23 protein-coding genes are annotated in these 25,455 nt (G+C 36.0%); 11 read left to right on the top strand and 12 right to left on the bottom strand.

The window, feature by feature from the left end; all coding sequences use genetic code 11:
- Window positions 1-7: 7 nt before the first annotated feature.
- Window positions 8-1,258 carry an oxygenase MpaB family protein gene (locus tag C8D70_RS16115; protein WP_228408047.1) on the bottom strand — a complete coding sequence of 417 codons (1,251 nt, stop codon included), beginning with the start codon at window positions 1,256-1,258 and terminating at the stop codon, window positions 8-10.
- Between the two features lie 12 nt (window positions 1,259-1,270).
- Window positions 1,271-2,071 (bottom strand): response regulator transcription factor, encoded by an 801-nt coding sequence (locus tag C8D70_RS16120; RefSeq protein ID WP_110367993.1) that lies wholly within the window; start codon window positions 2,069-2,071, stop codon window positions 1,271-1,273.
- Window positions 2,072-2,357: 286 nt separating this feature from the next.
- On the opposite strand from C8D70_RS16120, the gene C8D70_RS16125 reads away from it, so the two are divergent.
- Together C8D70_RS16125 and C8D70_RS16130 are read left to right on the top strand one after the other, a co-directional pair.
- Complete coding sequence (locus C8D70_RS16125; RefSeq protein ID WP_110367994.1) at window positions 2,358-2,780, top strand: hypothetical protein; 423 nt, start codon at window positions 2,358-2,360, stop codon at window positions 2,778-2,780.
- Window positions 2,777-4,036 carry a hypothetical protein gene (locus C8D70_RS16130; protein ID WP_110367995.1) on the top strand — a complete coding sequence of 420 codons (1,260 nt, stop codon included), beginning with the start codon at window positions 2,777-2,779 and terminating at the stop codon, window positions 4,034-4,036. The genes C8D70_RS16125 and C8D70_RS16130 overlap by 4 nt, the downstream gene beginning before the upstream one ends.
- Window positions 4,037-4,109: 73 nt before the next feature.
- On the opposite strand, the gene gap is transcribed toward C8D70_RS16130, so the two are convergent.
- The 4 genes from gap to C8D70_RS16150 form a co-directional block, all read right to left on the bottom strand.
- Entirely contained in the window at window positions 4,110-5,114 is a 1,005-nt protein-coding gene (gap, locus tag C8D70_RS16135; protein ID WP_076595791.1) for a type I glyceraldehyde-3-phosphate dehydrogenase, read from the bottom strand.
- 32 nt (window positions 5,115-5,146) lie between these two features.
- Window positions 5,147-6,133, bottom strand: coding sequence for a 6-phosphofructokinase (gene pfkA / locus C8D70_RS16140; RefSeq protein WP_076595792.1), 987 nt, complete (start codon window positions 6,131-6,133; stop codon window positions 5,147-5,149).
- Window positions 6,134-6,216: 83 nt separating this feature from the next.
- Window positions 6,217-7,095 carry a DUF4846 domain-containing protein gene (locus C8D70_RS16145; RefSeq protein WP_110367996.1) on the bottom strand — a complete coding sequence of 293 codons (879 nt, stop codon included), beginning with the start codon at window positions 7,093-7,095 and terminating at the stop codon, window positions 6,217-6,219.
- A 69-nt stretch (window positions 7,096-7,164) separates the two neighbouring features.
- A complete protein-coding gene (locus C8D70_RS16150; protein ID WP_110367997.1) occupies window positions 7,165-7,512 on the bottom strand; it encodes a winged helix-turn-helix transcriptional regulator in 348 nt (115 codons plus the stop codon).
- A 95-nt stretch (window positions 7,513-7,607) separates the two neighbouring features.
- Here C8D70_RS16150 and C8D70_RS16155 point away from each other — a divergent pair, with 95 nt between their 5' ends.
- Both C8D70_RS16155 and C8D70_RS16160 read left to right on the top strand, forming a co-directional pair.
- Window positions 7,608-8,246: a peroxiredoxin-like family protein gene (locus C8D70_RS16155; RefSeq protein ID WP_110367998.1), complete on the top strand. Its 639-nt coding sequence runs from the start codon at window positions 7,608-7,610 to the stop codon at window positions 8,244-8,246.
- Window positions 8,243-9,043 (top strand): DNA alkylation repair protein, encoded by an 801-nt coding sequence (locus C8D70_RS16160; RefSeq protein WP_110367999.1) that lies wholly within the window; start codon window positions 8,243-8,245, stop codon window positions 9,041-9,043. The genes C8D70_RS16155 and C8D70_RS16160 overlap by 4 nt, the downstream gene beginning before the upstream one ends.
- A gap of 386 nt (window positions 9,044-9,429) precedes the next feature.
- Here C8D70_RS16160 and C8D70_RS16165 read toward each other — a convergent pair whose 3' ends face one another.
- Both C8D70_RS16165 and C8D70_RS16170 read right to left on the bottom strand, forming a co-directional pair.
- Complete coding sequence (locus C8D70_RS16165; RefSeq protein WP_110368000.1) at window positions 9,430-10,188, bottom strand: TIGR03915 family putative DNA repair protein; 759 nt, start codon at window positions 10,186-10,188, stop codon at window positions 9,430-9,432.
- Between the two features lie 159 nt (window positions 10,189-10,347).
- Entirely contained in the window at window positions 10,348-11,607 is a 1,260-nt protein-coding gene (locus C8D70_RS16170; protein ID WP_110368001.1) for a putative DNA modification/repair radical SAM protein, read from the bottom strand.
- 156 nt (window positions 11,608-11,763) lie between these two features.
- On the opposite strand from C8D70_RS16170, the gene C8D70_RS16175 reads away from it, so the two are divergent.
- The 5 genes from C8D70_RS16175 to C8D70_RS16200 all read left to right on the top strand — a co-directional run bounded on the left by C8D70_RS16175 (window position 11,764) and on the right by C8D70_RS16200 (window position 18,716).
- Window positions 11,764-13,092: a hydroxymethylglutaryl-CoA reductase, degradative gene (locus C8D70_RS16175; protein ID WP_110368002.1), complete on the top strand. Its 1,329-nt coding sequence runs from the start codon at window positions 11,764-11,766 to the stop codon at window positions 13,090-13,092.
- Between the two features lie 166 nt (window positions 13,093-13,258).
- Window positions 13,259-14,329 (top strand): hypothetical protein, encoded by a 1,071-nt coding sequence (locus C8D70_RS16180; protein WP_110368003.1) that lies wholly within the window; start codon window positions 13,259-13,261, stop codon window positions 14,327-14,329.
- 1 nt (window position 14,330) lies between these two features.
- A complete protein-coding gene (locus C8D70_RS16185; RefSeq protein ID WP_076595801.1) occupies window positions 14,331-14,717 on the top strand; it encodes a DUF423 domain-containing protein in 387 nt (128 codons plus the stop codon).
- Window positions 14,718-14,924: 207 nt separating this feature from the next.
- Window positions 14,925-16,115: an ADP-forming succinate--CoA ligase subunit beta gene (sucC, locus tag C8D70_RS16190; protein WP_045500844.1), complete on the top strand. Its 1,191-nt coding sequence runs from the start codon at window positions 14,925-14,927 to the stop codon at window positions 16,113-16,115.
- A gap of 399 nt (window positions 16,116-16,514) precedes the next feature.
- Window positions 16,515-18,716, top strand: a complete 2,202-nt coding sequence (locus C8D70_RS16200) for a reprolysin-like metallopeptidase (RefSeq protein ID WP_110368004.1) — start codon at window positions 16,515-16,517, stop codon at window positions 18,714-18,716.
- A gap of 28 nt (window positions 18,717-18,744) precedes the next feature.
- Here C8D70_RS16200 and C8D70_RS16205 read toward each other — a convergent pair whose 3' ends face one another.
- Complete coding sequence (locus tag C8D70_RS16205; protein WP_076595803.1) at window positions 18,745-19,629, bottom strand: mechanosensitive ion channel family protein; 885 nt, start codon at window positions 19,627-19,629, stop codon at window positions 18,745-18,747.
- Between the two features lie 94 nt (window positions 19,630-19,723).
- On the opposite strand from C8D70_RS16205, the gene C8D70_RS16210 reads away from it, so the two are divergent.
- Window positions 19,724-20,359, top strand: a complete 636-nt coding sequence (locus tag C8D70_RS16210) for a peroxiredoxin (protein ID WP_076595804.1) — start codon at window positions 19,724-19,726, stop codon at window positions 20,357-20,359.
- Between the two features lie 96 nt (window positions 20,360-20,455).
- Here C8D70_RS16210 and C8D70_RS16215 read toward each other — a convergent pair whose 3' ends face one another.
- From C8D70_RS16215 to C8D70_RS16225, 3 genes are all read right to left on the bottom strand, one after another.
- Entirely contained in the window at window positions 20,456-21,046 is a 591-nt protein-coding gene (locus C8D70_RS16215; protein ID WP_076595805.1) for a hypothetical protein, read from the bottom strand.
- 267 nt (window positions 21,047-21,313) lie between these two features.
- On the bottom strand, window positions 21,314-21,829 hold the full coding sequence (locus C8D70_RS16220; RefSeq protein ID WP_076595806.1) for a hypothetical protein: 516 nt from the start codon (window positions 21,827-21,829) through the stop codon (window positions 21,314-21,316).
- A 93-nt stretch (window positions 21,830-21,922) separates the two neighbouring features.
- Window positions 21,923-24,208 (bottom strand): TonB-dependent siderophore receptor, encoded by a 2,286-nt coding sequence (locus tag C8D70_RS16225; protein WP_110368005.1) that lies wholly within the window; start codon window positions 24,206-24,208, stop codon window positions 21,923-21,925.
- Window positions 24,209-24,389: 181 nt separating this feature from the next.
- Between C8D70_RS16225 and C8D70_RS16230 the strand changes: the two genes are divergently transcribed.
- On the top strand, window positions 24,390-25,445 hold the full coding sequence (locus C8D70_RS16230; protein ID WP_110368006.1) for a Gfo/Idh/MocA family oxidoreductase: 1,056 nt from the start codon (window positions 24,390-24,392) through the stop codon (window positions 25,443-25,445).
- Window positions 25,446-25,455: the final 10 nt, after the last annotated feature.

Below are 25,455 nucleotides of genomic sequence, written 5' to 3' on the forward strand. Positions count from 1 at the left end.
TATTATCCTAATGAAAATTTGAATTCTTAGTAATGTTAAGATAATCTTCCAGTACTTTCATCTGATCTTTATTTCCTCTTTGTATTCTGGATTTTCGACTGACAAGTTGATCATAAATTTTGTTGAAAAGTATCTTAGATTTTGGAAACAGCTTTCTGTAAGGAACTTCCGGAATCTGCAATCTTTTACAAACTTCATCATCCAGAAGAAACCAGGTACAGCAGACGTGCAGATATTTCAGATTTTTTCTTTGAAATTCAAATTTTAGAATAGGATTTTCCAGTGATTCATCTAAAAGAGAGTGAGCAAGAAGAACAGAATCTTTATCTGAAGGTGGCTGAACGGAAGTCCATAAATAAAAATATTCCGTTGCCTGTTTTTTATCATCAGGGAGGAGCAGCTCCGGAATTCCCAAAAGATAGCCTACATATTTCCAAAGGTGAAAAATTCCCTGTTCCTCTTCGGCAGAAAACCGATTTCCGAGTTTCTGAAGACTGTGAAGAAAGACCAGGCTGAACCCAATATACGTTGCCATCATATCCCATGAATTGATAGGCTCTCCCCAGTTGTGGGTGTCCCAGTTTTTATAATGTTTTTTTATGGAAAGTCTGGCATAAGAGTGAATCAAGCGGGTTTTTATCGCAAATTCATAGCCTTTAGCATGAACTTCAAGCGCGTTGTAGCGGGTAGCATTTACCCAAAAGTCCAGGGTTTCTGAAAGACGCTTCACGGCTCCTTTTTTCAGTGCTTCTGTCACAATGAGCGGTTTATTGAGGTAAGCATAATCATAACCGCCAATCAGGCAATAATCTCTCAGGGAAATCAAAGAATCAAGGTTGCTTCTCATACAGAGTTCAGCACCGCTTTTAAGTAAATTATAATCCAGCCATTCAGGAATTTTTTGCGTTTGGCCGAACAATTTTTTTACACTTTCAGGAACTGAATCTTTTTCAGAAACACCATTTCTGATGTAATGTTCAATTTCCCTGGAAGCTTCATGGAATTTTTTAGTCAAATAAACATCTTTTACCACCTCATCACCAACCTCATCGGTATGATGAAAATAGGGAGAAAATTTTTCAAAATGTTCAAAACTTACTTCTGCTCCGGAAAATTCTATAAGCTGCTTTCCATTACCATATTCCCAAAAGTTCCTGAAGTGAGGAGCATCTTTAAAACGCGGTTGTATCATGTTCATTCCTTTATCTATAAAAGTACAAGTTTTATGCTGAACTTCTTCGGTGAGATTTATCAGCATTACCATTGACTTCTACAGATATCCCCATTCAAATGTTTTTTTGATCAGCTCCGAGCTGTTTTTGCAATCTGATTTTCTTAGAATATTTTTTCTGTGGGTCCGAACAGTTTCTTCCGAAATATGTAACAGATTGGATATTCTTCCTGTGGGGTATCCTTTCGCAATACAATTAATGATCTCAACTTCTCTTTTTGTAAAAATGACAGGGGTAGATTCAGTAGATTTATTGTTTTCTATCCACTGCATCTGGTGAAAATCTTCCCGTCCGTTAATGCCTGAGACGAGTACAATATAAGAATTTTGATGCGTGATGTGTTCAATATTGGTATGGATGTTAACTGCCTGTAAAAGCCTGCCGTTTTCATCTTTATACGTGTGTAAAGCCTGATGATGAAACAGTTCATAATTGCCTTTTGAAGTTCTCATTCTGAAGCAGTAGCTGGTTTTCAGTTCCTGCTGATAATCAAAACCGTCAATTTCTTTTATTTTTTCTATAGACATTCTTTCGGCTTCCATCACAAATTCTATGTCGTCGGGGTGAATGAGGTCTATAATTTCTTTCAGATGGACAGGATGTTTATGGAGACCATGTATTGCTAAAATATCTTCCTCTTGATTACAAATGATGGTACTGTCTGCAAAATTAATGACATAATAATAGAATTTCCCGGGAGCAAAAATTTCTCCGATTATATTTTCAATGGTGGGAACGGGTAATATTCTGCTGTCGTTCTGCAAAATTTCAGGATAGTCATTCCAGACCTTAATGAGGGGATGAGGTCTTTTTGCGTGGGTCAAATGTTTTTTCGTCATGGCTAATGTTTTCTTAAAAATAATAAAATTATGTTAAAAAATCACCCTTTTGTGGTATTTCTTGTGGCAGGTAAGTGTTGTAGCTTTAAATAAAAATAATGACCATGGAAACTTAATTTTTGGAATATCCTGTTTTCCTAAGCTTAGACAATTCAAAAACGTAATTTTAAAATTAAATATCATGAAAATTATATTTTGATTTTTATCTTGACTTAACTGAAAATATGTGATAAGTCTTAGTTCTTAGTTCTTAATTAATAAATAATAACCTGAAAAAATAAGTATCATGAATGAAAATCCAATCAAAATAGAGAATAACGGAGAATATGTGAAATTTAATATATCTCCTAATTATGAAAACAAAAAGTTATTTATTTCAACAAAAACAGAACTTCTTGAACAGGGATGGAAAATGTATTTAATGCATGGAATGAATTTAAGAGGATTGCCTCAGGATTTTGATCCAACTCCTGATATAGTAAAAAAAGACTTGGGACTTTGTAAGAATTTAAATAATGCAAGATTTGCACTATTTTCTCATGTTTCCCGCTTTTCAAATGGAGCTAAAAAAGATAGTTTACCTTGTAAGATTAAATATACATTAAAATTTGAAGTAGAAGATGAGGATTTTGAGAATGAATTCGTGGCTGAAAGCACTGCTCAGAACCCTTTTATATTTATTACATTAATAAAATTCATAATATCATGAAAAGAGGATATATTTTAAATCTATTAGTGCTTTTCATTGCATTTGCTGGTATAAAAGCACAAGATAAGGCTCTAGAAAATAATATTACAACTTTACAGCTTAAATCTTCTCCTGCATTTGTTGTATTAGGAGTTGAGCCAGAGAATATTCAGCGGCCTAATTCGCCAACTGATTTTCTCGCAAGTGTAAACTCAGCTGTTGTTAATGAAAAATTGCAACCTGGTTTTGCCATTGAAACTTCACCATATTATTGGGGAAAAAATAAGAATCAAAGTAATTATGAGAATATCGATTATATTTTTAGTAGCAACTATGGAAATAATCTTTTACGAAGCCTGACTTTTTCATTTGCGAGTTCGGCAAGTGATACTCTGTCATTTGGAGGAGCACAAAAGGGTACAGCATTTGGAGTTGGTATGCATTTGCAGTTAGTACAAGGGAAGCCATCTAAAAAAACAGTAAAAAAACTTACGGAATGGTATGTCTCTAGTTATAGTTCATTGGCGCTTATGCAGATTCTTGAATCCATCAATACAAGAGGAAGAATTGATGATCTTGATACCTATCTAGAAGAAGTTCTTTCCATCGGAAGTTTTAAATTAATAGAAGGAGAGCAGAAAAAAATCATAAAGCTATTACTTCGGCAGATGATTGGTAGTAATTCATTAGATGAAAATGATGTTGTGAGAATCAAAAGTGTTGGTGAAAACTTGAAACATGTGTCAGAAATTGTAGTTAATGATATAAATAAATATACTTTTCCTTTGACAAGAGAAGGATTCATGCTTGAATTTGCCATCGCTAATGCAAGTCTTGCCGTAGAGAGTCAATGGAAGCAGCTTAAAAGTGCGAAAACATCAATATGGATCACTCCCTCATACAGATTTAATATTAATAAAGATCAAGAGTCATCCGATTTTTTTGATATTATTGCCGTTTCAAGAATGACTTTTAATGCAAAGCAAACTGATGTCTCGAATTATTATGAATTTGGAGGTAAGTTACAATGGATTCATAATAGGATTAGTATTTCTGGTGAATATATATCTAGGTATCTAAGTGAAAAACCAGATACAATGTTAAAAAATCATACTTCTCGGACAGCCTTTTCATTTGCGTACAAACTCTCAGACAGTTTTACATTTCAGATGTCTGTAGGAAGTAATTTTGATGGTAATAGTACAACTTATTCTGATCCTGCAAAAATGTTTCTAGTTGGTGGCTTTAACTTTGGTTTTTCTAGTCTATTTAAATAGTTTTTACTGGATGAATATAAAAAAAACCGTCTCACATTTTTGTGAGACGGTTTTTTATATTACTTATTATCGCTTATAAAGAAGCAGCGTGTACAAGCATATCTACCAACTTGTTAGAGTAACCCATTTCGTTGTCATACCAGGAAACAAGTTTCACGAAGTTAGGAGAAAGCATGATACCAGCATCTTTGTCGAAGATAGAAGTTCTCTTATCTCCTACGAAATCCTGAGATACTACAGCTTCTTCAGTATATCCAAGGATACCTTTCAATTCACCTTCAGAAGCAGCTTTGATTACTGAACAGATTTCGTCATAAGAAGCAGCCTTTTCAATTCTCACTGTTAAATCTACTACAGAAACATCAACTGTAGGTACTCTGAAAGACATACCAGTTAATTTTCCGTTTAGTGAAGGGATTACTTTTCCTACCGCTTTAGCAGCACCTGTAGAAGAAGGGATGATGTTGTTTAGAGCAGCTCTACCACCTCTCCAGTCTTTCATTGAAGGACCGTCAACCGTTTTCTGAGTAGCTGTTGTAGCGTGTACAGTAGTCATTAAACCTTCTACGATTCCGAAGTTATCGTGGATTACTTTAGCTAAAGGAGCTAAACAGTTTGTAGTACAAGAAGCGTTTGATAAGATTTTGATATCATCAGTAAGTTCCTTGTGGTTTACACCCATTACGAACATTGGAGTATCATCTTTAGAAGGAGCAGAAAGGATTACTTTCTTAGCACCTGCAGTAATGTGTTTTGCAGCGCTTTCTTTATCTAAGAATAAACCAGTAGATTCTACTACGTAATCTGCACCAATTTCATTCCATTTTAGGTTGCTTGGGTCTTTTTCAGCAGTTACTCTGATTCTTTTTCCGTTTACTACAAGATCATTTCCTTCTACAGAAACTTCACCTGGGAAAATACCGTGTACAGAGTCATATTTTAACATGTAAGCCATGTATTCTGCATTGATCAGGTCATTGATTCCTACAACTTCAATGTTGTCTCTTTCAGTCATTGCTCTGAAAACAAGACGTCCAATTCTACCAAAACCGTTGATACCTACTTTAATTGTTGACATAATAGTTTGTTTTTATTAGATTATAAAAATAATTAGATTGCTAAAATTTCTGAAATCAGTAAAAGATCTTTATTGATTTCATTATGTTTTTTAATGGCTTCTTCAATTGGCGTGTACGTCAGATCGTTGGAACGCATTCCTGCCATTACATTGGTTTGTCCTTCCATTAATCCGGTTACGGCTCCATAGCCCAGTCGGCTTGCCAAAACCCTGTCTGCACAGCTTGGAGAACCTCCTCTCTGCATATGACCCAAAACCGCTACACGAATATCATAATCAGGAAATGTCTGTTTTGTTTTTTCTGCAAGTTCGTACACATTGGCTAGTTTTTCACCTTCTGCAACAACCACAATGCTTGATGCCTTTCCGGTTTTTTCCGCATCCCTGAATTTCGTGAAAAGCTCATCAATACTGTCTTTTTTCTCAGGAATTAAAATATCCAGAGCACCTGTCGCCAATCCACTGTTTAAAGCAATAAAACCAGCATCACGACCCATTACTTCCACAAAGAAAACCCTGTTGTGGGAAGTAGCTGTATCACGGATTTTGTCAATGGCATCCATAGCAGTATTCAAAGCAGTATCATAACCGATGGTGTTATCCGTACCGAAAATATCATTGTCGATTGTTCCGGGAATACCGATTACCCTTATTCCGAATTCTTCATTAAAGATCTTTGCACCGGTAAAAGTTCCGTCTCCTCCAATACATACCAATCCGTCTATCCCAAGTTTTACGCAGTTGTCGTAAGCTTTCTGACGGCCTTCTTTTGTTCTGAACTCAGCGGATCTGGCAGATTTTAGAATCGTTCCGCCCTGGTTGATTATATTTTTTACGGAACGGGCTCCCATTTTCAGGAAATCATTGTTGATAAGGCCGTTGTAGCCTTCTCTCACTCCGTAGCATTCGATATTATAGTAATTGGCGGTTCTTACTACCGCTCTTAATGCCGCATTCATACCCGGAGAGTCACCCCCTGAAGTAAGAACTGCAATCTTTTTTACAGCACTCTCTTTCATCAAGTAAAAAATTTCGAACACAAATTTACAAAAACAAGTTCAGATTATCGTAGTAAGTTTCCAATAGTTTTGAATATAAATTATTAAAAGCTTCTGAAGTTTGCAGGCTTAAAAAAATATCGCGCAGTTTTCGTTTCCGCAGCATTCACGTCAAGCTCGTACCATGGCGTAAAATAGGGATTAAACGGATTTGAAAGCACATGTACCGACTGAGCAGGTGTGAATCCTTCACTCAATAAAAACAATCTTTCCCCTTTCTGATTTTGGCAGGCTCCGGAAATAAAAACGATATGTCCCGGACTTCCTGGTGTGATCAGAATATCTCCTGTTTTCAGATCAGAATTCCTCATTACCGGCTTTGTTTCTTTGTTTAATGAAATGGTTCCTGCATAATTAAAAATCAGATCCAGATAATTTCTGAAACTGTTATAAGAATCATCAAAGGCTGCAGTTTTTCTGAAACTAACAGAATTTCCATTCACCAAAGCTCTCGTTCCGTTTTTATAATCATTCCAGCTGAGAAGATCACCACTCGTAAAATGAAATTTAATTTCGTTAAATTTTTTCGACTTATAAAGATATTCAGCTCTCATGCGGATAGCGGCATCAGCACATTGCTGAAGATCCTTATTTCCGGTATCAATATCAAAAACAGCTTCATGAAGGTGCTGGGTAGAAATAGGAACTCCATCATATTTTAAAATCTGACTTCCATAGGGTTTCAGCTTAAAATTTTCAATAAAATGTCCGAAAGAACCGGGCTTTTCTTCAATCCATTCATATCCTTCCGGAGGAGAAAATCTTTCCCGGATGGTGTTTTTATTTTTATTGATTTTTAAAGCATTTTCTGAAATTAAATGCTCATTCTTATCTGGCTCCTCCAACAGACGGTCTGATGGCTTTTCTTTGATACAGCCTGTGAAAATTAAAAATACTGTGATTCCGGTGAAAATTTTTTTCATGCGTTTTTTTAGTTGACACAAATATCATTTTTTTTTCACAGATCTGTCACTATATAATCTGAAAATCTGCTAGTTTAATGACTCTTCGTTCTCAGGAATCAATAATTTTCCCCAATCATTCAATTGCCAGAGGATTTCCACAAGCTTTTCACCAAGCTCCGTCAAAGTATACTCAACTCTAGGAGGAAGTTCATTAAAAGACTGTTTGGTTAAAATACCATCTTCCACCATCTCGGCCAGCTGTTGATTCAAAACTCTGCGGTCTACTTTTGCAATACCGCGTAAAAACTCGCTGGGACGTTTTTTCCCTTCATTAATCTGCCACACAATAGGAATTTTCCATTTTCCACTGATGCTATTAACAGCAACTTCCAACGGACATATTTTATTTTCTTCAGCTTTTCCCTTTGTTTCCATAAAATTGACTTTTTTATCCCTATGGGTGAAAAATATGCGGTATTGCCTATTCTTAAAGGCTTTTAGACCTTTGTAAAAATAATAAATTAAAAATAATGAATCCACTGGCCATACAGATTGAGCAATTGAATCAGGAACTTTCTTCACAACTCCCGCAAGACATTTTAAATGCATTCGGAAACTCGGTTGAAGATTTAAAAACAAAAAATATGGGAGATAACAGTATTCAGGCTGGACAGCAGATGCCGGAATTTTCACTGCCTAATGCCTATGGTGAAAACATACATTCTACACAAATTCTTAAAAAAGGAAAAATGATTCTGGCCTTTTACAGAGGAAGCTGGTGTCCTTACTGTAATCTGGAATTGAAATTTTTGCAGGATAATCTCTCAAGATTAAAAGAAAAGAATGCTGTTTTGGTCGCCATTTCTCCTCAAAATCCTGATCACTCTCTTACAATGGTTGAAAAAAATAATCTTGAATTTGAAGTGCTGACCGATCATAATAATGATTTTGCAAAAAAACTGGGTATTGTTTTTCAGCTGCAGGATTTCGTATTACCTTATTATCAGAACTTAGGAATTGATCTTTCTCTTTTCAACAATAATAAAGAAAATACATTACCTGTTCCTGCTGTTTTTGTAGTGGATGAAAATAGTAAGATTGTATATAAATTTTTAGATGTAAATTACATGAATAGAGTAGATATAGAAGAATTAATACAGACATTATGACAGAAAAAAGAAAAGGAGCCCGATCCATCAAAGATATTCCACCGGATATTCTGGACCAGCTGAACAGGGGAGAAATTGAAACCGCCAACCTTACAGAATGGCTCGCTGTAGATCAAAGGCTGCTGCTGGAAAATCTGCTTTTGCAGAATGACCGCAAAGAATACCTGCTGCCTGTTTTAGATAATGTAGACAAACTGAAAAAACAAACTGTCAATTCTATTAATGAAACAATAGGAATTGGTTTGCTTAATCTTGCTGTGAAAAATAAAGATGATGAATTTCTATTGAAATTACCTGCTCATAAGGCAGATCTTGTTCGTTGCTGGGCTGCTTATACTATTGGAAGGAATAAGGATTTACAACTTAAAGAAAAATTAGATAGAATCCAGTCATTCGCTGTCGACTCTCATTTTGGAGTAAGGGAAATCTGCTGGATGACAGTACGTCCGGATATCGCCAGAAATCTTGAGGAAAGTTTATCACTTTTATCAGAATGGACAGTTCATGACAATGAAAATGTAAGACGTTTTGCCAGCGAATCTACAAGACCAAGAGGAGTCTGGTGTGAACATATTGATGCTTTAAAACAAAATCCCGGACTCGGACTGGAAATTTTGGATCCTTTACGATCGGATTCTTCCCGATATGTGCAGGATAGTGTTGGCAACTGGCTGAATGATGCCAGCAAGTCGCAGCCTGAATTTGTAGTGGAAATCTGTGATGAATGGCTTAGGGAAAGTCCTACAAAAGAGACGCTGTATATCATAAAGAAAGCCCTGCGAACCCTTAAAAAGTAAGAGTTATCCACAAATCAAAAAAATGAAAGCAGTATTTTAGTATATATGTTGCGTGTTTTCAGATTTTTAACTGATTGTACCCAACCCTATGTTATCATTGAACACATAATATTTCAGCTACATTCCGAATAAAAATAAGTTGAAAAAAATCTTATATTAACGGTATGTTAACTGAGAAAAGTTATCCACAATATGAATTTTACATGAATGTGAATTATATCTGTTATAAAATGAGAGTGTTAAGTAATTTACTTCAGAAAACAACTTAAAATGATCTGTTTTTTAGCCGAAATAAAAAGTTATCCACAATATGAGATTTTGAATCAAAATTTAGATTCATAAATCAGCTTAATCAACGGAAATATTATAAATTTTTGAGAATGCGGTTACCATTTTTCCGTCAGATATTTCCAGTATCTTTTTGGTACATGTTGAATATGGAGCTTCATATTTTTTCGTTCTACAATGTTGGTTTTTGTAAAATATCGCTGCCAAAGCACCTGATAACTTTTTTCTTCATCATGAAAATTCTGCTGATAATGATGGAGGTCAATTTTTTCATCAGGGTAGAAAAAATCACAGGTGTCCAGATCATAAAGAAGTCCGTAGTTTCTTCGCAGATCATAGATCATCCATTTCTGATCCTGATACCGGTTTTTAAAATGTTTTCTGATCAAAGGAAGAACATTGAAGTCGGGGTCTGTTTTGGAGAAAAAAACACCATCCTGCATTTTTTCAAAGCGCACAAAAGCTGTCATTCTGTGTCTTTCCCTATCCACGGATTTGCAGATTTTTGAAATTTTTAAAACATCAGAATCGGCAAAGTTTTCCAGAATATTGTTTTGCGGATGTTTTACAGACTGCCTTACCGCAGATAAGATGAGGTTTTCCAGATTTGGATCTTCGGATAAAAAAACTTTTAAAAGTTGATAAATGCCCTGCTTTCCAATATTCTGTTCCAGTTTATTCAGAACCCTTTCAGATTTATCCGGTTGGGTAATGACTTCATGCATCTCTGCGAAAATATTTTCCTGATGAAACCTGTCTCTATTGGCAATCTCCACATCCTTATAACGGTATTCGAAAACTTCAAATATCGCAGTAAAAAGGCCTTCAAAGCTGCCATCGTAGAGTAGAGTTGTCATGTTTTTAATTAAAATTTAATTGGTTTGTCATTCTGTACACAGGTTGTGTACCAGTGAGCATTGAAGAGATTCTTCCTTCGTCAGAATGACAAATGTGCTGTTAAGTCGAAGTAATAAATTAGTGGCCATTCGTGAACATATTTGTGTTTAATATCAGAATCAAAATAAAGTCAGCTGTTGTGAAAACTGATTATGAAACTTTGACGAACTTCCACCTATCAGCAGCTTTCTGAAGTTTTTATCCGTTAAATATTTCAGATAAGCATTTCCTGCATTGAAATCAATGAAATATTTTGCCCGGTTAACAGCCGCTCCCAGTTTTTTCAAATGATCCATGGTCAAAATTTGAAAACGTCTGGCACTGACAATCTTTTGGGCTGTTTTTACTCCAATCCCGGGAATTCTTAAAATCAACTGATATTCGGCGGTCTGAAGGTTAATCGGAAACTGATGAAGATTTCGCAATGCCCAGCTTAATTTCGGATCTACTTCCAGGTCAAGGAAAGGAACATTCGGATCTAAAATCTCTTCCGCTTTAAAACCATAAAATCTCATCAGCCAATCCGACTGATACAGACGGTTTTCCCTTAACATTGGAACTTCCGTGGTTAAAGAAGGCAGTCTCTGGTCTTCCAAAACCGGAACATACCCGGAATAATAGACTCTTTTCAGATTAAAGTTTTTATAAAAATGATCCGCAACTTTAATGATCTGTAAGTCATTTTCATTGGTTGCTCCCACGATCATCTGGGTAGACTGTCCTGCCGGAGCAAACTTGGGAACTTTTTTCAGAATTTTCTTTTCATCCTTATATTGAATAATTCCTTTTTGAATATACCGCATAGGGCTGATCATATCCTGTCTGTTTTTTTCAGGAGCCAGCAATTTCAATCCGCTTTCCGTAGGAATTTCAATGTTGACGGATAAACGGTCTGCATATAAAGCCGCTTCCTGCATCAGATCATCACTTGCTCCCGGAATAGATTTCAAATGAATATACCCATTAAAGTTCTCTTCCAGACGCAGCTTTTTAGCAACCCTTACCAATCTTTCCATTGTAGTGTCTGCATTTTTGAAAATTCCTGAGCTCAGAAATAAACCTTCAATATAGTTTCTGCGGTAAAAATTGATGGTAAGATCTACCACTTCTTCTACCGTAAAGGCGGCTCTTTTGATATCATTAGAACTTCTGGAAACACAGTAGGCACAATCGTAGATACAATGATTGGTCAACAGAATTTTAAGCAGGGAAACACATCTTCCGTCTTCTGTATAGGTATGACAAATCCCGCTTGCAGAACTGTCTCCTAACGCTCCTTTTTTATTCTTTCTCGTGCCTCCGCTTGATGAACAGGAAACATCATATTTTGCTGCATCAGCAAGGATTTCGAGCTTTTCTTTAAGACGGTCAAAATTCATATTTAAAATAATTTGATATGTTTTGTATCTGAAGTGTTATTTAATTTTGTTCAAATTTAGTTCCAAAATTGATAAATGTCAACCTTTTTTCATAGAAGTTATCAACAAAAAAGAGTCTCAAAATCATTATATTTACGGCTCATTAAAGTTTATATCATGAATCATAAACCAATAGAAGGTTTTTCCAAGCTTCCAAAGCAGGGGAAAATCGAATGGCTCGTAAACGAATATCTGGAAGGAAACCAGGAATATCAAAATATATTAAAACAATACTGGAATGATGATGCAGACCTTCAGAAGCTTCACGAAGAGTTTTCTGAAAATACCATCTCCAATTTTTATATGCCGTACGGAATTGCTCCGAACTTTTTAATCGATGGAAAACTGCTGGCACTGCCAATGGCTGTTGAAGAAAGTTCAGTGGTAGCTGCTGCTTCCAAAGCTGCAAAATTCTGGATTGATAAAGGAGGTTTCAAAACAACCATTATCAATACTGAAAAACTGGGACACACCCACTTTATTTTTAATGTGGAACCTCACAAATTATTACATTTCTTTAATTTCAGTTTAAAGAAAAAATTATTCGAAACAACAGAAGATATCACAGCCAACATGAGAAAACGTGGAGGTGGGATCTTAAATATCAGCCTGGTGGATAAAACCGCAGAAATGCCGAATTATTATCAACTGAAAGCAAGCTTCGATACAGTAGATTCAATGGGAGCTAATTTTATCAACTCATGTCTTGAACAGTTCGGAAAAACGCTGAGACAGGAAGTTGCTACCAGTGAAGATTTTACCCAGGAAGAAAAGAATTCACTACAGATTGTGATGAATATTCTTTCCAACTTTACACCGGACTGTATCGTAAGGGCTGAGGTTTCCTGTAAAATTGAAGACTTAAAAGACGATAGCGGAATTTCTCCTGAAGAATTTGCTTCTAAATTCAAACAGGCAGTCACCATTGCAGAAATTGAACCTTACCGTGCAACCACTCACAATAAAGGAGTAATGAACGGTGTAGATGCCGTTGTAATTGCTACCGGAAATGATTTCAGAGCTACAGAAGCCTGTGCTCATGCTTATGCGGCAAAAGACGGACAGTACAGATCTCTGACCCACTGTACTACAGATAACGGCGTTTTCAGATTCTGGATAGATCTTCCAATTTCCGTAGGAGTAGTAGGTGGACTTACCAACCTTCACCCTTTGGTAAAATTCTCCTTAGCGCTGCTTGGAAAACCTTCTGCGCAGGAACTAATGAGTATTCTTGCAGTTTCAGGTCTTGCGCAAAACTTTGGTGCTTTACGTTCTCTCGTAACAACAGGAATTCAGAAAGGGCATATGAAAATGCACTTATTGAATATCCTGAACCAACTGGGCGCTACAGAAGAAGAAAAACTGCATTTTGTGACTTATTTTAAAGATAAGACGGTAAGTCATCACGAGGTGATCAATGAATTTAACAGAATGAGAGGGAACTAATGTTACAGATCATTTTGCCCATAGTATTTCTCCTTTTTGGATTTTTTCTGAAGAAAACAGACAATGAAGGTTTCAGAAGCTCCAAGAAGTTCGCCAATATGTTTATCATACTGGGAATTTCTACATTGGTTGCCAAGTTCATTTTAATGTACTTAAAATCAAAATAGTGAAAAAAAGTATTGTATTTTTCTTATTGATTTCTGGTTTAAGTTTTTCGCAGTATAAAGATGTAAAGATAAATGATCTGCAGCCTAAATCTGAAAACTTCGTGTTTCCTGTGGTTACTTACACAGGAAATCCTGCAGTAGCCCATAAGATCAATACATTTCTTCAGGTCAATGAACTGGAATATGTTCCGAATTCAGGTGGAAATCCTTTTAAACTGGCTTCTACAGCCACAAACTCTTATTCCAACTATGTTTATTTCTATAGTTGGAATAAGATTGAAACACCTAAGAATATTCTTAGTATTGCCATAGATGGTGAAGCTTCAGGTGCTTATCCGGAAGGTTTTCTGATCTGGAAGAATTTTGATCTGAGAACAGGAAACTTTATTAATGCCAAAGATTTATTTCAACCCGGTTCAGTGAAAACTGTTGAGGGAATTATTCAGAAAAGAGTAAAAAAAAGAATTTCTGATTTTCTTGTTACACTGAAAGCTGAGAAAAATCCTGAAGAGGAAACTCAAGATCAGATCGCTATGTATGAAGACTGTTTTACGGAACATACTTTAGCCGGTATCAGATATTACTTTGGAAAGGATAAGTTGACTTTTGTAGCAGGTAGATGTTCCAATCATGCCATGCGGGCATTGGACGATTTGGGAAGTCACGAGCTGGAATTTACCTATAAAGAACTTGAGAAATACCTGAGTATTTATGGTAAGAATCTGATATCAGGTTCTGAAAAGATTGGGCAGACAGGTCCAGGAAATAAATTATATAAAGGAAAAATTGACGGAAAATATCCTATTACGGTTTTGTTTAGCGAAATTAATGAGGATGATTCCTTTTCAGCCACTTATTGGTATGACAAGAACAAAAAACCAATCAACTGGAGAGGAGAATTTGTTCATGACCATTTTTTCATCACAGAAGATGATTATCACAGTGAGGAACTTAAGGAATGGATACCAAGGGCCTTAATAGAAGCCGATCTGAAAGGAAGCAAAATCGTTGGGGTATGGCAGAATTATAAAACAAAAAAATATTTAACCCTAGAATTAGAAGAGTTATAAAATGAAAACAATCACATTAATTTTTGGAGCGGTTTACGGAATGGTGTCTGTAATCCTGGGTGCATTCGGAGCACATGCTTTAAAGAAAATATTAGCTGTGGAAAGGCTGGAAAGTTTTGAAACAGGAGTAAGGTATCAGATGTATGCAGCTTTTTTCCTGCTGATCATCGGTTATATCTTAAAATTTGAAACTTCTGCTGAAAAATGGACTTCCATTTTAATGATTACGGGAACACTTTTATTTTCTGTAAGCATCTATTTCCTGAGCATGCAGGATTATCTGGGAGTGAACCTTAAATTTTTAGGCCCAATCACTCCGCTTGGAGGTCTGATGATGATCCTGAGCTGGGGAATGCTGATCTTTTATTTTGCTAAAAACAGAATGTAAGAATGAAAATTCACAGAAGAAGACGGTTAATACGAACATTCAATCTCTTCAATCTGAGAAATTAGCGGAAGAATAGGGGAAAATAGATAGATATGTTAAAAATCAAGTCAGTCAGACTTTAATTTTTAAGTCAATAAACTTGAACTTCCGTGTCTTTTTAGTAAATTTGTCAACCTTTAAATATTAAAATAAAATAATAAAAATAATATGAATCTTCACGAGTATCAATCAAAAGAGATTTTATCAAAGTATGGAGTAGCTATCCAACGTGGTTTCGTAGCAAACAACGTAGATGAAGCTGTAGCAGCTGCTGAAAAATTGACTGCTGAAACCGGAGCACAGGCTTGGGTTGTAAAAGCACAGATTCACGCGGGTGGTCGTGGTAAAGGTGGGGGTGTTAAGTTTTCTCCAAATATGGATAAACTTAAAGAAAACGCTCAGAATATCATCGGAATGCAGTTGGTAACCCCACAAACTTCTGCTGAAGGTAAAAAAGTACACTCTGTTTTGATTGCAGAAGATGTTTATTATCCTGGAGAATCTGAAACTAAAGAATTTTATGTTTCTATTCTTTTAGACAGAGCTGAAGGGAAGAATACAATCGTATATTCTACTGAAGGAGGTATGGATATCGAGCACGTTGCTGAAGTAACTCCTCATTTGATCCACAATGAATTGATTGATCCGGCTATCGGTCTTCAGGGATTCCAGGCTAGAAAAATTGCTTTCAACCTGGGTCTTGAAGGAAATGCATTCAAAGAATTTGTGAAATTTATTTCATCTCTTTACAATGCTTATACAGGAATTGATGCTTCTCTTTTCGAAATCAACCCGGTATTAAAAACTTCTGATAACAAGATTATCGCTGTAGATGCTAAAGTAACTTTAGATGACAACTCATTGTTCCGTCACAAAGACTTAGCGGAGCTTAGAGATACAAGAGAAGAAGATCCAATGGATGTAGAAGCTGGTGAAGCGGGTCTTAACTTCGTAAAACTAGACGGTAACGTTGCTTGTATGGTAAACGGAGCAGGTCTTGCAATGGCAACTATGGATATCATCAAATTATCAGGTGGTAACCCTGCAAACTTCCTTGATGTGGGTGGTACTGCAGATGCTCAGAGAGTACAGACTGCTTTCGGAATCATCTTAAGAGATCCAAACGTAAAAGCGATCCTGATCAACATCTTCGGAGGTATTGTAAGATGTGACAGAGTTGCTCAGGGAGTTGTAGATGCTTACAAAGCTATGGGTAGCCTTCCGGTTCCATTGATCGTAAGATTACAGGGAACTAACGCTGTAGAAGCTAAAAAATTAATTGACGAGTCTGGTCTTCCGGTACACTCTGCAATTACTTTAGAAGAAGCTGCCAATAAAGTAAAAGAAGTTTTAGCTTAATCTAAAATTTTTAAATAAAATAGAAACCGTTCCATTTTTTGGAGCGGTTTTTTTGTGGTTATTTGTTTTCTGAAAATAATAAATTTTTGAAAATAGAATGTAAAAAAGTGGAGCTGAATACCTTTTTGCGGATAAAATTGAAGATTTTGGAGAATCTATAGTCCATTTTAAATTCATAAAAATATGATGCTATTGTAAAATTAAAAATATACATTATTAATTCTGCTATATAATTAAATTAATTTATCAATAAAAATGTTTTTTATTCTTAATTGGTTGTATTTATTTGTGAATGTCGTATTTATAAGAAATTTTAAGACCTGCAAAGAGCTATTTATTTTGTATTTAAATGCTTTATGCAGAACATAAAAATTGTTTAACACAAATAATTGAAAATCTATGAAAAACAAAACATTTATTTTTTTCAGCATGCTGGCTGCTGTATTAAGTTTCGGGCAGCAGAATTACTGGAGAGTAGCCGAAAGGGAGGATGGAAAAGAACTAGCACCCAGAAACATTATGCCTAAAGTCTTTTCGCTATATCATCTGGATCTTGAAAAGATAAAGGAAGATCTGAAAAAAGCTCCCGCACGATTTTCTGAGAATTACGGTTTAGTTCTGAAATTTCCGGATGCTGGCGGAGAGTTTCATGATTATATTGTACAGGAAGCTTCTGTAATGGAGCCTGAGCTTCAGAAAAGATTTTCAGACATCCGTTCCTATACAGGTTGGCAGAAAAGTAATCCGGAAAATACGATCAGATTCAGTATCAGTCAGGAAACAGGGATCAGTGTAATGTATTTTAACGGATGGGATGTGAGTTATCTTGATGCCTTTACCAGAGATAATAAATCTTTTATTTGTTACAGGAGAAAAGATCTTCCGGAAAGTTCAGTCCCTTTTCAATGCGGTATAGAGGAAGATGCCGATAAGCTTTTGGATACTGACCCGCCTTTGAGTGGTACATTGGCCGGAAGACCTATGGTTTCAGACGGGGTTTTCAGAACATATAAACTGGCATTAGCCGCTACTGGAGAATATACCCAATATCATGGAGGTACAATACATGGAGCAATGGCGGCAATGGCTACAACGATGACAAGAGTAAACGGAGTGTATGAAAAGACGATTGCCGTTACAATGGTCATGGTTGCCAATAATCATCTTCTTATTTACAGAAATCCGGCAACTGATCCCTACACCAATGGAGATGAGGATAAGATGCTTAATGAGAATGTAAAGAATATCAATAATGTGATAGGATTTGCACATTATAATATAGGTCATGTTTTTGGAGTCAACAGTGGCGGTATTGCAGGGCTGCGGGTTATATGTTCCCAATTGAAAGCACAAGGAGTTACAGGATCCGGTACTCCCATCAATGATCCTTTTAATATCGACTATGTGGCTCATGAAATGGGACATCAGTTTGGAGCCAATCATACCTTCAGAGCTAATACTGTAGCGTGCAAAGGAAATGTAAATAACAGAACGGCGTATGAGCCGGGAAGCGGCAGTACCATTATGGGATATGCTGGAATATGCGGGGGGAACAGCATCCAGCCGCATAGTGATCCGTATTTTCATGCTGCCAGTGTAAGAGAAATGTATTATTCAATTTCAAGAGATACAGATTGTTCTGTAAAAAGACGGATGACTAACAGGATTCCAACAGCCAATGCTGGTCTGGATTATTCTATTCCCAAAGGAACTGCATTTGTACTGACAGGGCAGGGAACAGATCCTGACAATGATCCGCTTACCTATTTATGGGAGCAATATGATAGCCGGAACAATACGCAGCCGCCTCTGGCTTCCAATGTTGCAGGCCCTGTATATAGGTCGAGATTGCCAAAAACAGAGAACATGAGATATTTTCCTCATCTGTCAGCCGTTCTATCTAATAATTTAACTCCGATATGGGAAGTTACCCCTCATGTTGCAAGAACACTGAACTTCTCCCTGCTTGTTAATGATAACAGAGCAACTGGAAATCAAACTGCCCGTGATGCCATGGTAGTAACTGTAACGAATGCCGGTCCGTTTAAAGTGACATCACATATGGGAAGTTCATACACTGCAGGCCCTAATACCGTAAAATGGGATGTAGCAGGTACGAATACCGGAGCTGTAAATACAAGGTATGTTACCATTCTTCTTTCTAAAGACGGAGGCTATCACTTTGATACTGTTCTTGCTGACAGTGTTCCTAACAATGGTTCTGCTGTAGTGAACTTCCCCAATGAAAATATAGGTGTCGCAAGAATTATGGTAAAAGCTGTTGGAAATATATATTATGCTGTAAATACAACTAATTTTTCCATAACTAAAAGTGCTTTGACTGTAAAAAAAGAACTAAAGGCTAGTCGTTTTGCTGTTTATCCTAATCCTTCTCGTGAGGAAGTGAATATCAGGCTTGATGATGAAGCTGATACGGCTCAGTACAGCCTGATGGACAGTTCAGGGAGGGTATTAAAAACAGGATATCTGAAAGGTTTCGTAAAAATTCAGGTACTTGATATTCCTGCCGGAACCTATCTGGTAAGTGTTAATGTTCAGAATGGAAAGAAGTATATAGAGAAACTTATTATCAGCAAATAAAATAAAAACCGCTTTTAAAAAGCGGTTTTTATTTGTCAAGATTTTCTGATACGGTATTTTCTCCTGCTGTAATGCTGATGCTTGTAGGAGTCACCAGCTGAATTTTATCAGTATCAAAACGCTCTTTAATGTTCAGATAAGCCTTACTTTTTATCTGAGCCAGATTAGCTCCTACTTTTATCCAGAACTTTACCTGAAGATTAAATGATCCCTGTTTCAAATCTGTAAAAATTACTTCTACCGTGTCTAACTTATCCACATTATCAAGATTTTTAACCACATCAAGAATTCCTTTCTGTGCTTTGCTGATATCTTCATCAGCAGGAATCTCAAAATTTAAAATAACCCTGCGTTGTGGCGAAGCGGTAATATTGTAAAATGGAGCATTGAAAATAACCTGATTGGGGATGTAAGCTTTCTTTCCGTCATCAGTAAGAATTTTCGTGGTTAAAAAACCAATTTCCTGTACTGTTCCCGAGTGTGCTCCGATGGTAATATAATCTCCTGCCTTAAATGCTTTATCGATTCCGATCAGCATTCCCGAGAAAATACTAGAAACAAGGTCTTTCAGGGCAACCCCTGCAATAACCCCTGCAACTCCTAAGCTTCCGATAAATTTCCAGAGAAAACCGCTGAAACCCATTATTTCAAGAGCAATAAAGGTTCCCATTAGCATGATCAGAAATCTGAATATGCTGATTAAGGTTACTAATGAACTCTCTTTTTGACTTTTCGGGAAAAATTTGTGAAATAATTTGACAGCACCTTTACTTAAATATTTACTGCTGATTAGGAAGAATGTAAATACTAAAATCCCAACAATCAGCTTTGGGGTAAGTTCAGCGAATGTGATGTACCAATTTTCCAATACCTTATAAACAACATCTAGATACCTTAATCCGGTTTTCTCCATGAATAAAATTTTAGTTAAATATATAAATTTTCATCAAAAAATTTGCCAGTTCCAAAAAGTCTACTAAATTTGTAGACTATAAAGAGGAAATATTATGTCAATCAAACTAGGAGATACAGCACCCAACTTCCAGGCAGAGTCGTCAGTAGGTGATATTAATTTTTATAATTATCTTGGAGATTCCTGGGGGATTTTGTTTTCGCACCCTGCAGATTATACGCCGGTATGTACTACAGAATTGGGGTATACCGCAAAATTGCAGTCTGAATTTGAAGCCAGAGATACAAAAGTGATTGCTCTGAGTGTAGATGGGGTAGAAGACCATCAGAACTGGGTGAAAGATATTAATGAAACTCAGAATACCACTGTTAAGTTTCCAATTATTGCTGATAAAGACAGAAAAGTTTCGGAACTGTATGATTTTATTCATCCCAATGCATCAGCTACAGCTACGGTACGTTCTCTTTTGATTATTGATCCTTTAAAAAAAGTAAGACTGATTATTACCTATCCGGCCTCTACAGGAAGGAATTTTAACGAAATCCTCAGGGTGCTGGATTCTTTACAGTTGGTGGATAAGTATCGCGTGGCCACACCTGTTAATTGGGAAAATGGTGAGGATGTTATTATTCCGCCTACCGTTTCTACAGAAGATGCACGAAAAATGTTCCCAAAAGGGGTAACGGAAATAAAACCATATTTGAGATACACGCCCCAGCCTAATCCATGATTTATTTGATTTTTTATAGTTTAGTTTTAATTTGTACGAAAAGCGCCCCGGAATTTATTTCCGGGGCGCTTTCATTTTTTATAAGTATTTCAGTGATTACTTAACGTCGTTGATGATTTGCTTACCTTTTGAAGTTGGTAAATAAATGCTAAATCCTACGTTGAAAGTTAAAGTAGAAGTTAATCCCTCGCTACCAAATCCTGCAACACCATTATATTTTACTAAACCTTCAACACCAATGTTTGGAGTAATGAAGTATGAGTAACCAGGTCCTGCTCCAAAATCTAAACCAGTTGTAGAGTTAGAACCTTCAGTAGAAGTACCTCCAACACCTAAGTTACCTTCGAAGAACCATCTTCCATGGTGTAATAGATTATCTACTCCTTTTTCTCCTGGAGAAACATAATATCTCCCTAGAGCACCAACTTTATAAACAAAATTGGTAGGTGATCCATTTGTTACTTTATTAAATCCTAAATCTACATATCCCCCAACTGCTACATTATCTTGAATAAAATAAGCTGCTTTTGGCTGTAGTGAAATGTTGTATCCACCACCTGTATTTAAACCAAAATTACTTGCAACGATGCTACTTCCTACCATCCAATTACCTTTTTGAATCTGAGCGTTGGCAGTTGCTGTTAAGCCTGCTACGGCTAATATCCCTGTTAAAATAAGTTTTTTCATAATTTATTATTTTAATAATTAAATGTTATTATTCACGAATTACAGAAAAAACAATAAATGTGCCAGACTCTTAATTTTACGTAATTTTTCTAAATAAACGTTAACGTTATCAGTAAGATATAATTTAATTTTTTAACATAATACCTGAGGATATCGTAATCATAAATGAAATGAAACTGGTCTTTTGGAATGGAAATGGTAAAAGTAGATGTCATGTTGTTAATATTCCAAATTGTTGTTTTTTCTTTTCGTGGACCTCTTATTATATTAAATAAATAAAAGAATCACGGAAATGATAAGTCCGGCAATGGTAAACTTGATTCCGCGTTTGAATGCTTTTGTCTTGGGATTAAACATCCAGAAACTTGATATTACAAAAAAGAAAAGGGAAACTCCAAAGAATACGCTTAAGGGAGATATAGCATCTTTTGATTGTGATTTGTGAAGAGAAACCATTTTATCCAATACGAAAGGTAGTTCCTTTTTAGTGTACTTGGCTTTTCCGGTTGCGCTGTCATAAGTTCCCTGTTTAAAATAAAGAACGCTTCCTTCTGTTTTTTCAACTTCCAGACCTTTCATTTTCAGTTCTTTTTTCAATTCTTTTTCAGAAAGATTGGGCGCTATGTTTTTTTCATATTTCTTTTCGCTTTTCAGAAAATCAGTGTCTCTGTATACCAGAAGAATTCCACTTAATGAATATACAGCCATAATTCCGGCAAGGAAATATCCCAGATAACGGTGTGTAATTCTCATGAAGCTTCTTGTGTCTTTAATCTTATCCATATCTTATTGTTTTGTTTTTGTTTAAAATTTCAAAAGTGGAAACTGCAAAAATGCAATCTCCACTTTTAATAAAGAATTATTATATAAAGAGTTCTAAAGTCTGTATGTTAATGTGAAATAGTAATTTCTAGGCGTAATAGGATTCACTGAATAATTCTCGTGAACGTTATAGTTTACGACATCAAACAGGTTTCCCACTCTCCCCTGAACGGAGAATTTTTTCCACTCGTAGCCTACTGATACGGAAACAGTTGTGTAATCTTTCAGATCAAACATTCTGCTTACATTATTTCTACTGGTATTGGTAGATTTTGTATCATTCCATCCGGCAATTCTGTCTCCGATGTAATAAATTCCAGCTCCGATTTTTAACCCTTTTACATAGTTTGTAAATTTATAGAAAACAGAAGCATTTGCTGTTGTAGCCGGTGTTCTTACCAGTCTTTGGTTTTCAATATATCCTTTTTCAGGAGTATCAGTATAAACGGAGTTGTTATAAGAAAAACCTCCGATTATAGATAAGTTTTCTGTAGGGTTTCCTGTAATGTCCAGTTCCACACCGCGGCTTCTCATATTTCCTGCAAATTCTTTAAGATTGGTGTCTGTGGAATTTACCGGTGCTCCATTGGAAGCAGAAGCAAACCAATATGTTTGATAATAATTATTGTACATAATCTGGTAAGCCGTTAAGTTAACAGCTAAAGCATTGTTCCAGAAATTCTTTTTAATACCAATTTCGTATTGATCAACAGTGGATGGCTTTATGCTTTGTCTAGATAAAGTGTTTAACTGAAGTTGAACATCTGAAGCAGATTGATTGGTATTTACCGTGCCAAATTGATCTGAAGTATACCCCGCATTTGCTGCAAAAGAATTCGTATAGGTTGCAAACACTGAAAGATTTTCATTAGGAGCATATACCAAGCCTACTTTTGGAGAAAACGCATTGTCAGAAGTTGAAGAATTTGCTACTTCAATTTTATCATTTAATGTAAAACGGGTTGTCAGCGTAGGCATATTTTCTATATAAGACCATCTTAGCCCCGCAATTACTTTTAGTTGCTTTGTTATGCTGATGAAATCCTGTGCATAGATCCCGATTCTTCTTGTGTTGATTCTGTTTCTTGTGCTAAGGGTAGAATTTGGCATATCAATACTTCCCCATGTTGAAGGGTCATCTAAATACAGGAGATTTTTGGGCGCTGTAATATTATAGGCATAAGCATCTGACTGGCTGTAATCAGCATCTGCACCAATTAAAACTTTGTGGCTGATTCTTCCTGTATTGAACTCTCCATTGATGTTTACTTGTGCAGAAGTATAATTTTGTTCGTTATAAGTTTTTCCAAAAGGTCTTTTCCATGATAATCTGTTAGGATCTACAGTGGTATCTTTGGTATCATATATCCATTGTACTCTTTCAGAAGAGAAATAATCTTTAGTATAGTTTTGGTATGAAGCAGCCGCGTTCAGAGACCATTTTTCATTAAATTGATGATTAAATGTTACATTCGTAGAAGCTTGCTGTACATTTTGATATTGCCAGTCAGTTCCGAAGAAAGTGTTTCTGGAAACGGTATCATTCAATCTGTAGCTTTGGTCTTTTTCCGTAATAGATCCAAGACCGAAATCAGGTGTAAAATTAGTTTTAAGATAATCTGCCTCAACAATTAACTGAGATTTATCACTTAAATTAAATAAGAATGAAGGGTTGAAATAATATTTCTCTGATTCTACAACATCTCTGAAACTTTCAGCATGCTCATAGGCTCCATTTATTCTGAATGCAGCATTTTTGGATAATGGACCATAGATATCAACAGTCGGTTTATAAGAATTCCAGCTTCCACCATTTAAACCTATGCTTCCGCCAAAATTGAACCGGGGTTTTTTGGTAATCATATTGATAACACCCCCTGCTGCTGTATTCCCAAAAAGCATCGCATTGGCTCCCTTTAAAACTTCTACTCTTTCCAGACCACTTACTTCAGGGAAAACACCACTGTTTACTCTTGAACCATTTTTAAAAATATTATCATTTCCTAAAATGAAACCACGCCCACCAAAGCTGTCCTGAGAATTTCCTCTGGATGAAGTGATGTACAAACCATTTACATTCTGAAGAACATCACTCAATTGTTTTGCCTGTTGCTGCTCAATAATTTCGTGGGTTACAATAGCAATGGGCTGAGGGTTTTCCATTATCGTCAGGTTTGATTTTGTCGATAAGGGTCTTGCCTGGTTAGGATTTCCTGTTTTATGAAGGTTGATATCTTCAATAGTCTGAGTTCTGATTGTATCTGCTTCAGCATTTTTCAGCTGTGAACTTGCCGAAGCTGCGATCAATAGAAGGCCTAAAGAAAGTAATTGTCTTTTCATTTTATTTTTATATAGAACAGTTTTAAATAAGGCGCAAATGTAAGTATTTGTTTAGAATAGATAAAAATAATTTTATGATTTAAATCATATTTTAAGAGTTGATGGGATGAATTATTTCTATACCTCCTTTAGACTGGGGAATAGAGAAGTTTTTATCAATATATTTGTTAAAAATTATAATATGCAATTGGTAAAAGCAGGGCTTTGTGCCTTTGGAATGAGTGGGAAAGTATTCCATGCACCCTTTTTAAAGGAACATCCGGGATTTTTTATGTCTGCTGTGGTGGAAAGAAGTAAGGAGGAATCAAAGGAGAAATATCCCGAAGCAACCATCTGCCGTTCCGTGGAAGAAATGCTTCAGCATGCTGATGTGGAATTGGTAATCATCAATACTCCGGTTCAGACCCATTATGAGTACGCGAAAAAAGCACTGGAAGCAGGAAAAAATATTATTGTGGAAAAACCCTTTACTGTAAATGTTTCTGAAGCAGAAGAGCTGGTACAATTGGCAGAAGAAAAAGGATTGTTTTTAAGTGTATATCAAAACAGAAGATTCGACCGGGATTTATTACAGGTTCAAAAAATTCTGAATGATAAGAAACTAGGGAATATTAAAGAAGTTGAAATCCGTTTTGACAGATTCCGTACCACTGCCAGTGGAAAAAAGCATAAAGAAAGTCCTGATCAGGCGGGATCAGGATCTCTTCACGATCTGGGAGCACATCTTGTAGATCAGGCGGTACAATTTTTTGGATACCCTGAAAAACTTTTTGCAGATGTATTTTCTATGAAAGGAACTGACTTCGCTAACGATTATTTTGAAATTCTGTTATTCTATAAAAACAATCTGAGAGTAAGACTGAAATCGTCTGTTTTCAGTAAAGAAGGGCATTATGCCTACGCAATTCATGGGGATAGAGGAACTTTCTTACAGGAAAGAACCGATAATCAGGAAAATGAGCTGGTGGCTGGTGCTGTTCCTGAATATGCTAAAGAATGGACGCAGCCGCTAAAAGAACCGGACGGAATTTTAAACTTTCTGAATGATGATTCTGAAACAGAAAGAATTCTTACCTCTAGCGAACCCGGAAATTATATGGATTATTACCAGCAGATTTATGAACATATTGTTTTTGGATATGCTTTACCATCTCCCGGAAAAGAAGTTATTCAGAATATGAAAATCATTGATGCTTCTCTTGAAAGTGCAAAAGAAGGAAGAATCATTCAATTATAAATGGTGAGTC

Source organism: Chryseobacterium sp. CBTAP 102 (assembly GCF_003201365.1).
Classification (GTDB): Bacteria; Bacteroidota; Bacteroidia; order Flavobacteriales; family Weeksellaceae; genus Chryseobacterium; species Chryseobacterium candidae.

Excerpts from the sequence above, each read along its gene's own strand:
- C8D70_RS16115 (WP_228408047.1), bottom strand. The coding sequence starts at position 1,258 with ATGCTGATAAATCTCACCGAAGAAGTTCAGCATAAAACTTGTACTTTT.
- C8D70_RS16120 (WP_110367993.1), bottom strand. The coding sequence starts at position 2,071 with ATGACGAAAAAACATTTGACCCACGCAAAAAGACCTCATCCCCTCATT.
- C8D70_RS16125 (WP_110367994.1), top strand. The coding sequence starts at position 2,358 with ATGAATGAAAATCCAATCAAAATAGAGAATAACGGAGAATATGTGAAA.
- C8D70_RS16130 (WP_110367995.1), top strand. The coding sequence starts at position 2,777 with ATGAAAAGAGGATATATTTTAAATCTATTAGTGCTTTTCATTGCATTT.
- gap (WP_076595791.1), bottom strand. The coding sequence starts at position 5,114 with ATGTCAACAATTAAAGTAGGTATCAACGGTTTTGGTAGAATTGGACGT.
- pfkA (WP_076595792.1), bottom strand. The coding sequence starts at position 6,133 with ATGAAAGAGAGTGCTGTAAAAAAGATTGCAGTTCTTACTTCAGGGGGT.
- C8D70_RS16145 (WP_110367996.1), bottom strand. The coding sequence starts at position 7,095 with ATGAAAAAAATTTTCACCGGAATCACAGTATTTTTAATTTTCACAGGC.
- C8D70_RS16150 (WP_110367997.1), bottom strand. The coding sequence starts at position 7,512 with ATGGAAACAAAGGGAAAAGCTGAAGAAAATAAAATATGTCCGTTGGAA.
- C8D70_RS16155 (WP_110367998.1), top strand. The coding sequence starts at position 7,608 with ATGAATCCACTGGCCATACAGATTGAGCAATTGAATCAGGAACTTTCT.
- C8D70_RS16160 (WP_110367999.1), top strand. The coding sequence starts at position 8,243 with ATGACAGAAAAAAGAAAAGGAGCCCGATCCATCAAAGATATTCCACCG.
- C8D70_RS16165 (WP_110368000.1), bottom strand. The coding sequence starts at position 10,188 with ATGACAACTCTACTCTACGATGGCAGCTTTGAAGGCCTTTTTACTGCG.
- C8D70_RS16170 (WP_110368001.1), bottom strand. The coding sequence starts at position 11,607 with ATGAATTTTGACCGTCTTAAAGAAAAGCTCGAAATCCTTGCTGATGCA.
- C8D70_RS16175 (WP_110368002.1), top strand. The coding sequence starts at position 11,764 with ATGAATCATAAACCAATAGAAGGTTTTTCCAAGCTTCCAAAGCAGGGG.
- C8D70_RS16185 (WP_076595801.1), top strand. The coding sequence starts at position 14,331 with ATGAAAACAATCACATTAATTTTTGGAGCGGTTTACGGAATGGTGTCT.
- sucC (WP_045500844.1), top strand. The coding sequence starts at position 14,925 with ATGAATCTTCACGAGTATCAATCAAAAGAGATTTTATCAAAGTATGGA.
- C8D70_RS16200 (WP_110368004.1), top strand. The coding sequence starts at position 16,515 with ATGAAAAACAAAACATTTATTTTTTTCAGCATGCTGGCTGCTGTATTA.
- C8D70_RS16205 (WP_076595803.1), bottom strand. The coding sequence starts at position 19,629 with ATGGAGAAAACCGGATTAAGGTATCTAGATGTTGTTTATAAGGTATTG.
- C8D70_RS16210 (WP_076595804.1), top strand. The coding sequence starts at position 19,724 with ATGTCAATCAAACTAGGAGATACAGCACCCAACTTCCAGGCAGAGTCG.
- C8D70_RS16215 (WP_076595805.1), bottom strand. The coding sequence starts at position 21,046 with ATGAAAAAACTTATTTTAACAGGGATATTAGCCGTAGCAGGCTTAACA.
- C8D70_RS16220 (WP_076595806.1), bottom strand. The coding sequence starts at position 21,829 with ATGGATAAGATTAAAGACACAAGAAGCTTCATGAGAATTACACACCGT.
- C8D70_RS16225 (WP_110368005.1), bottom strand. The coding sequence starts at position 24,208 with ATGAAAAGACAATTACTTTCTTTAGGCCTTCTATTGATCGCAGCTTCG.
- C8D70_RS16230 (WP_110368006.1), top strand. The coding sequence starts at position 24,390 with ATGCAATTGGTAAAAGCAGGGCTTTGTGCCTTTGGAATGAGTGGGAAA.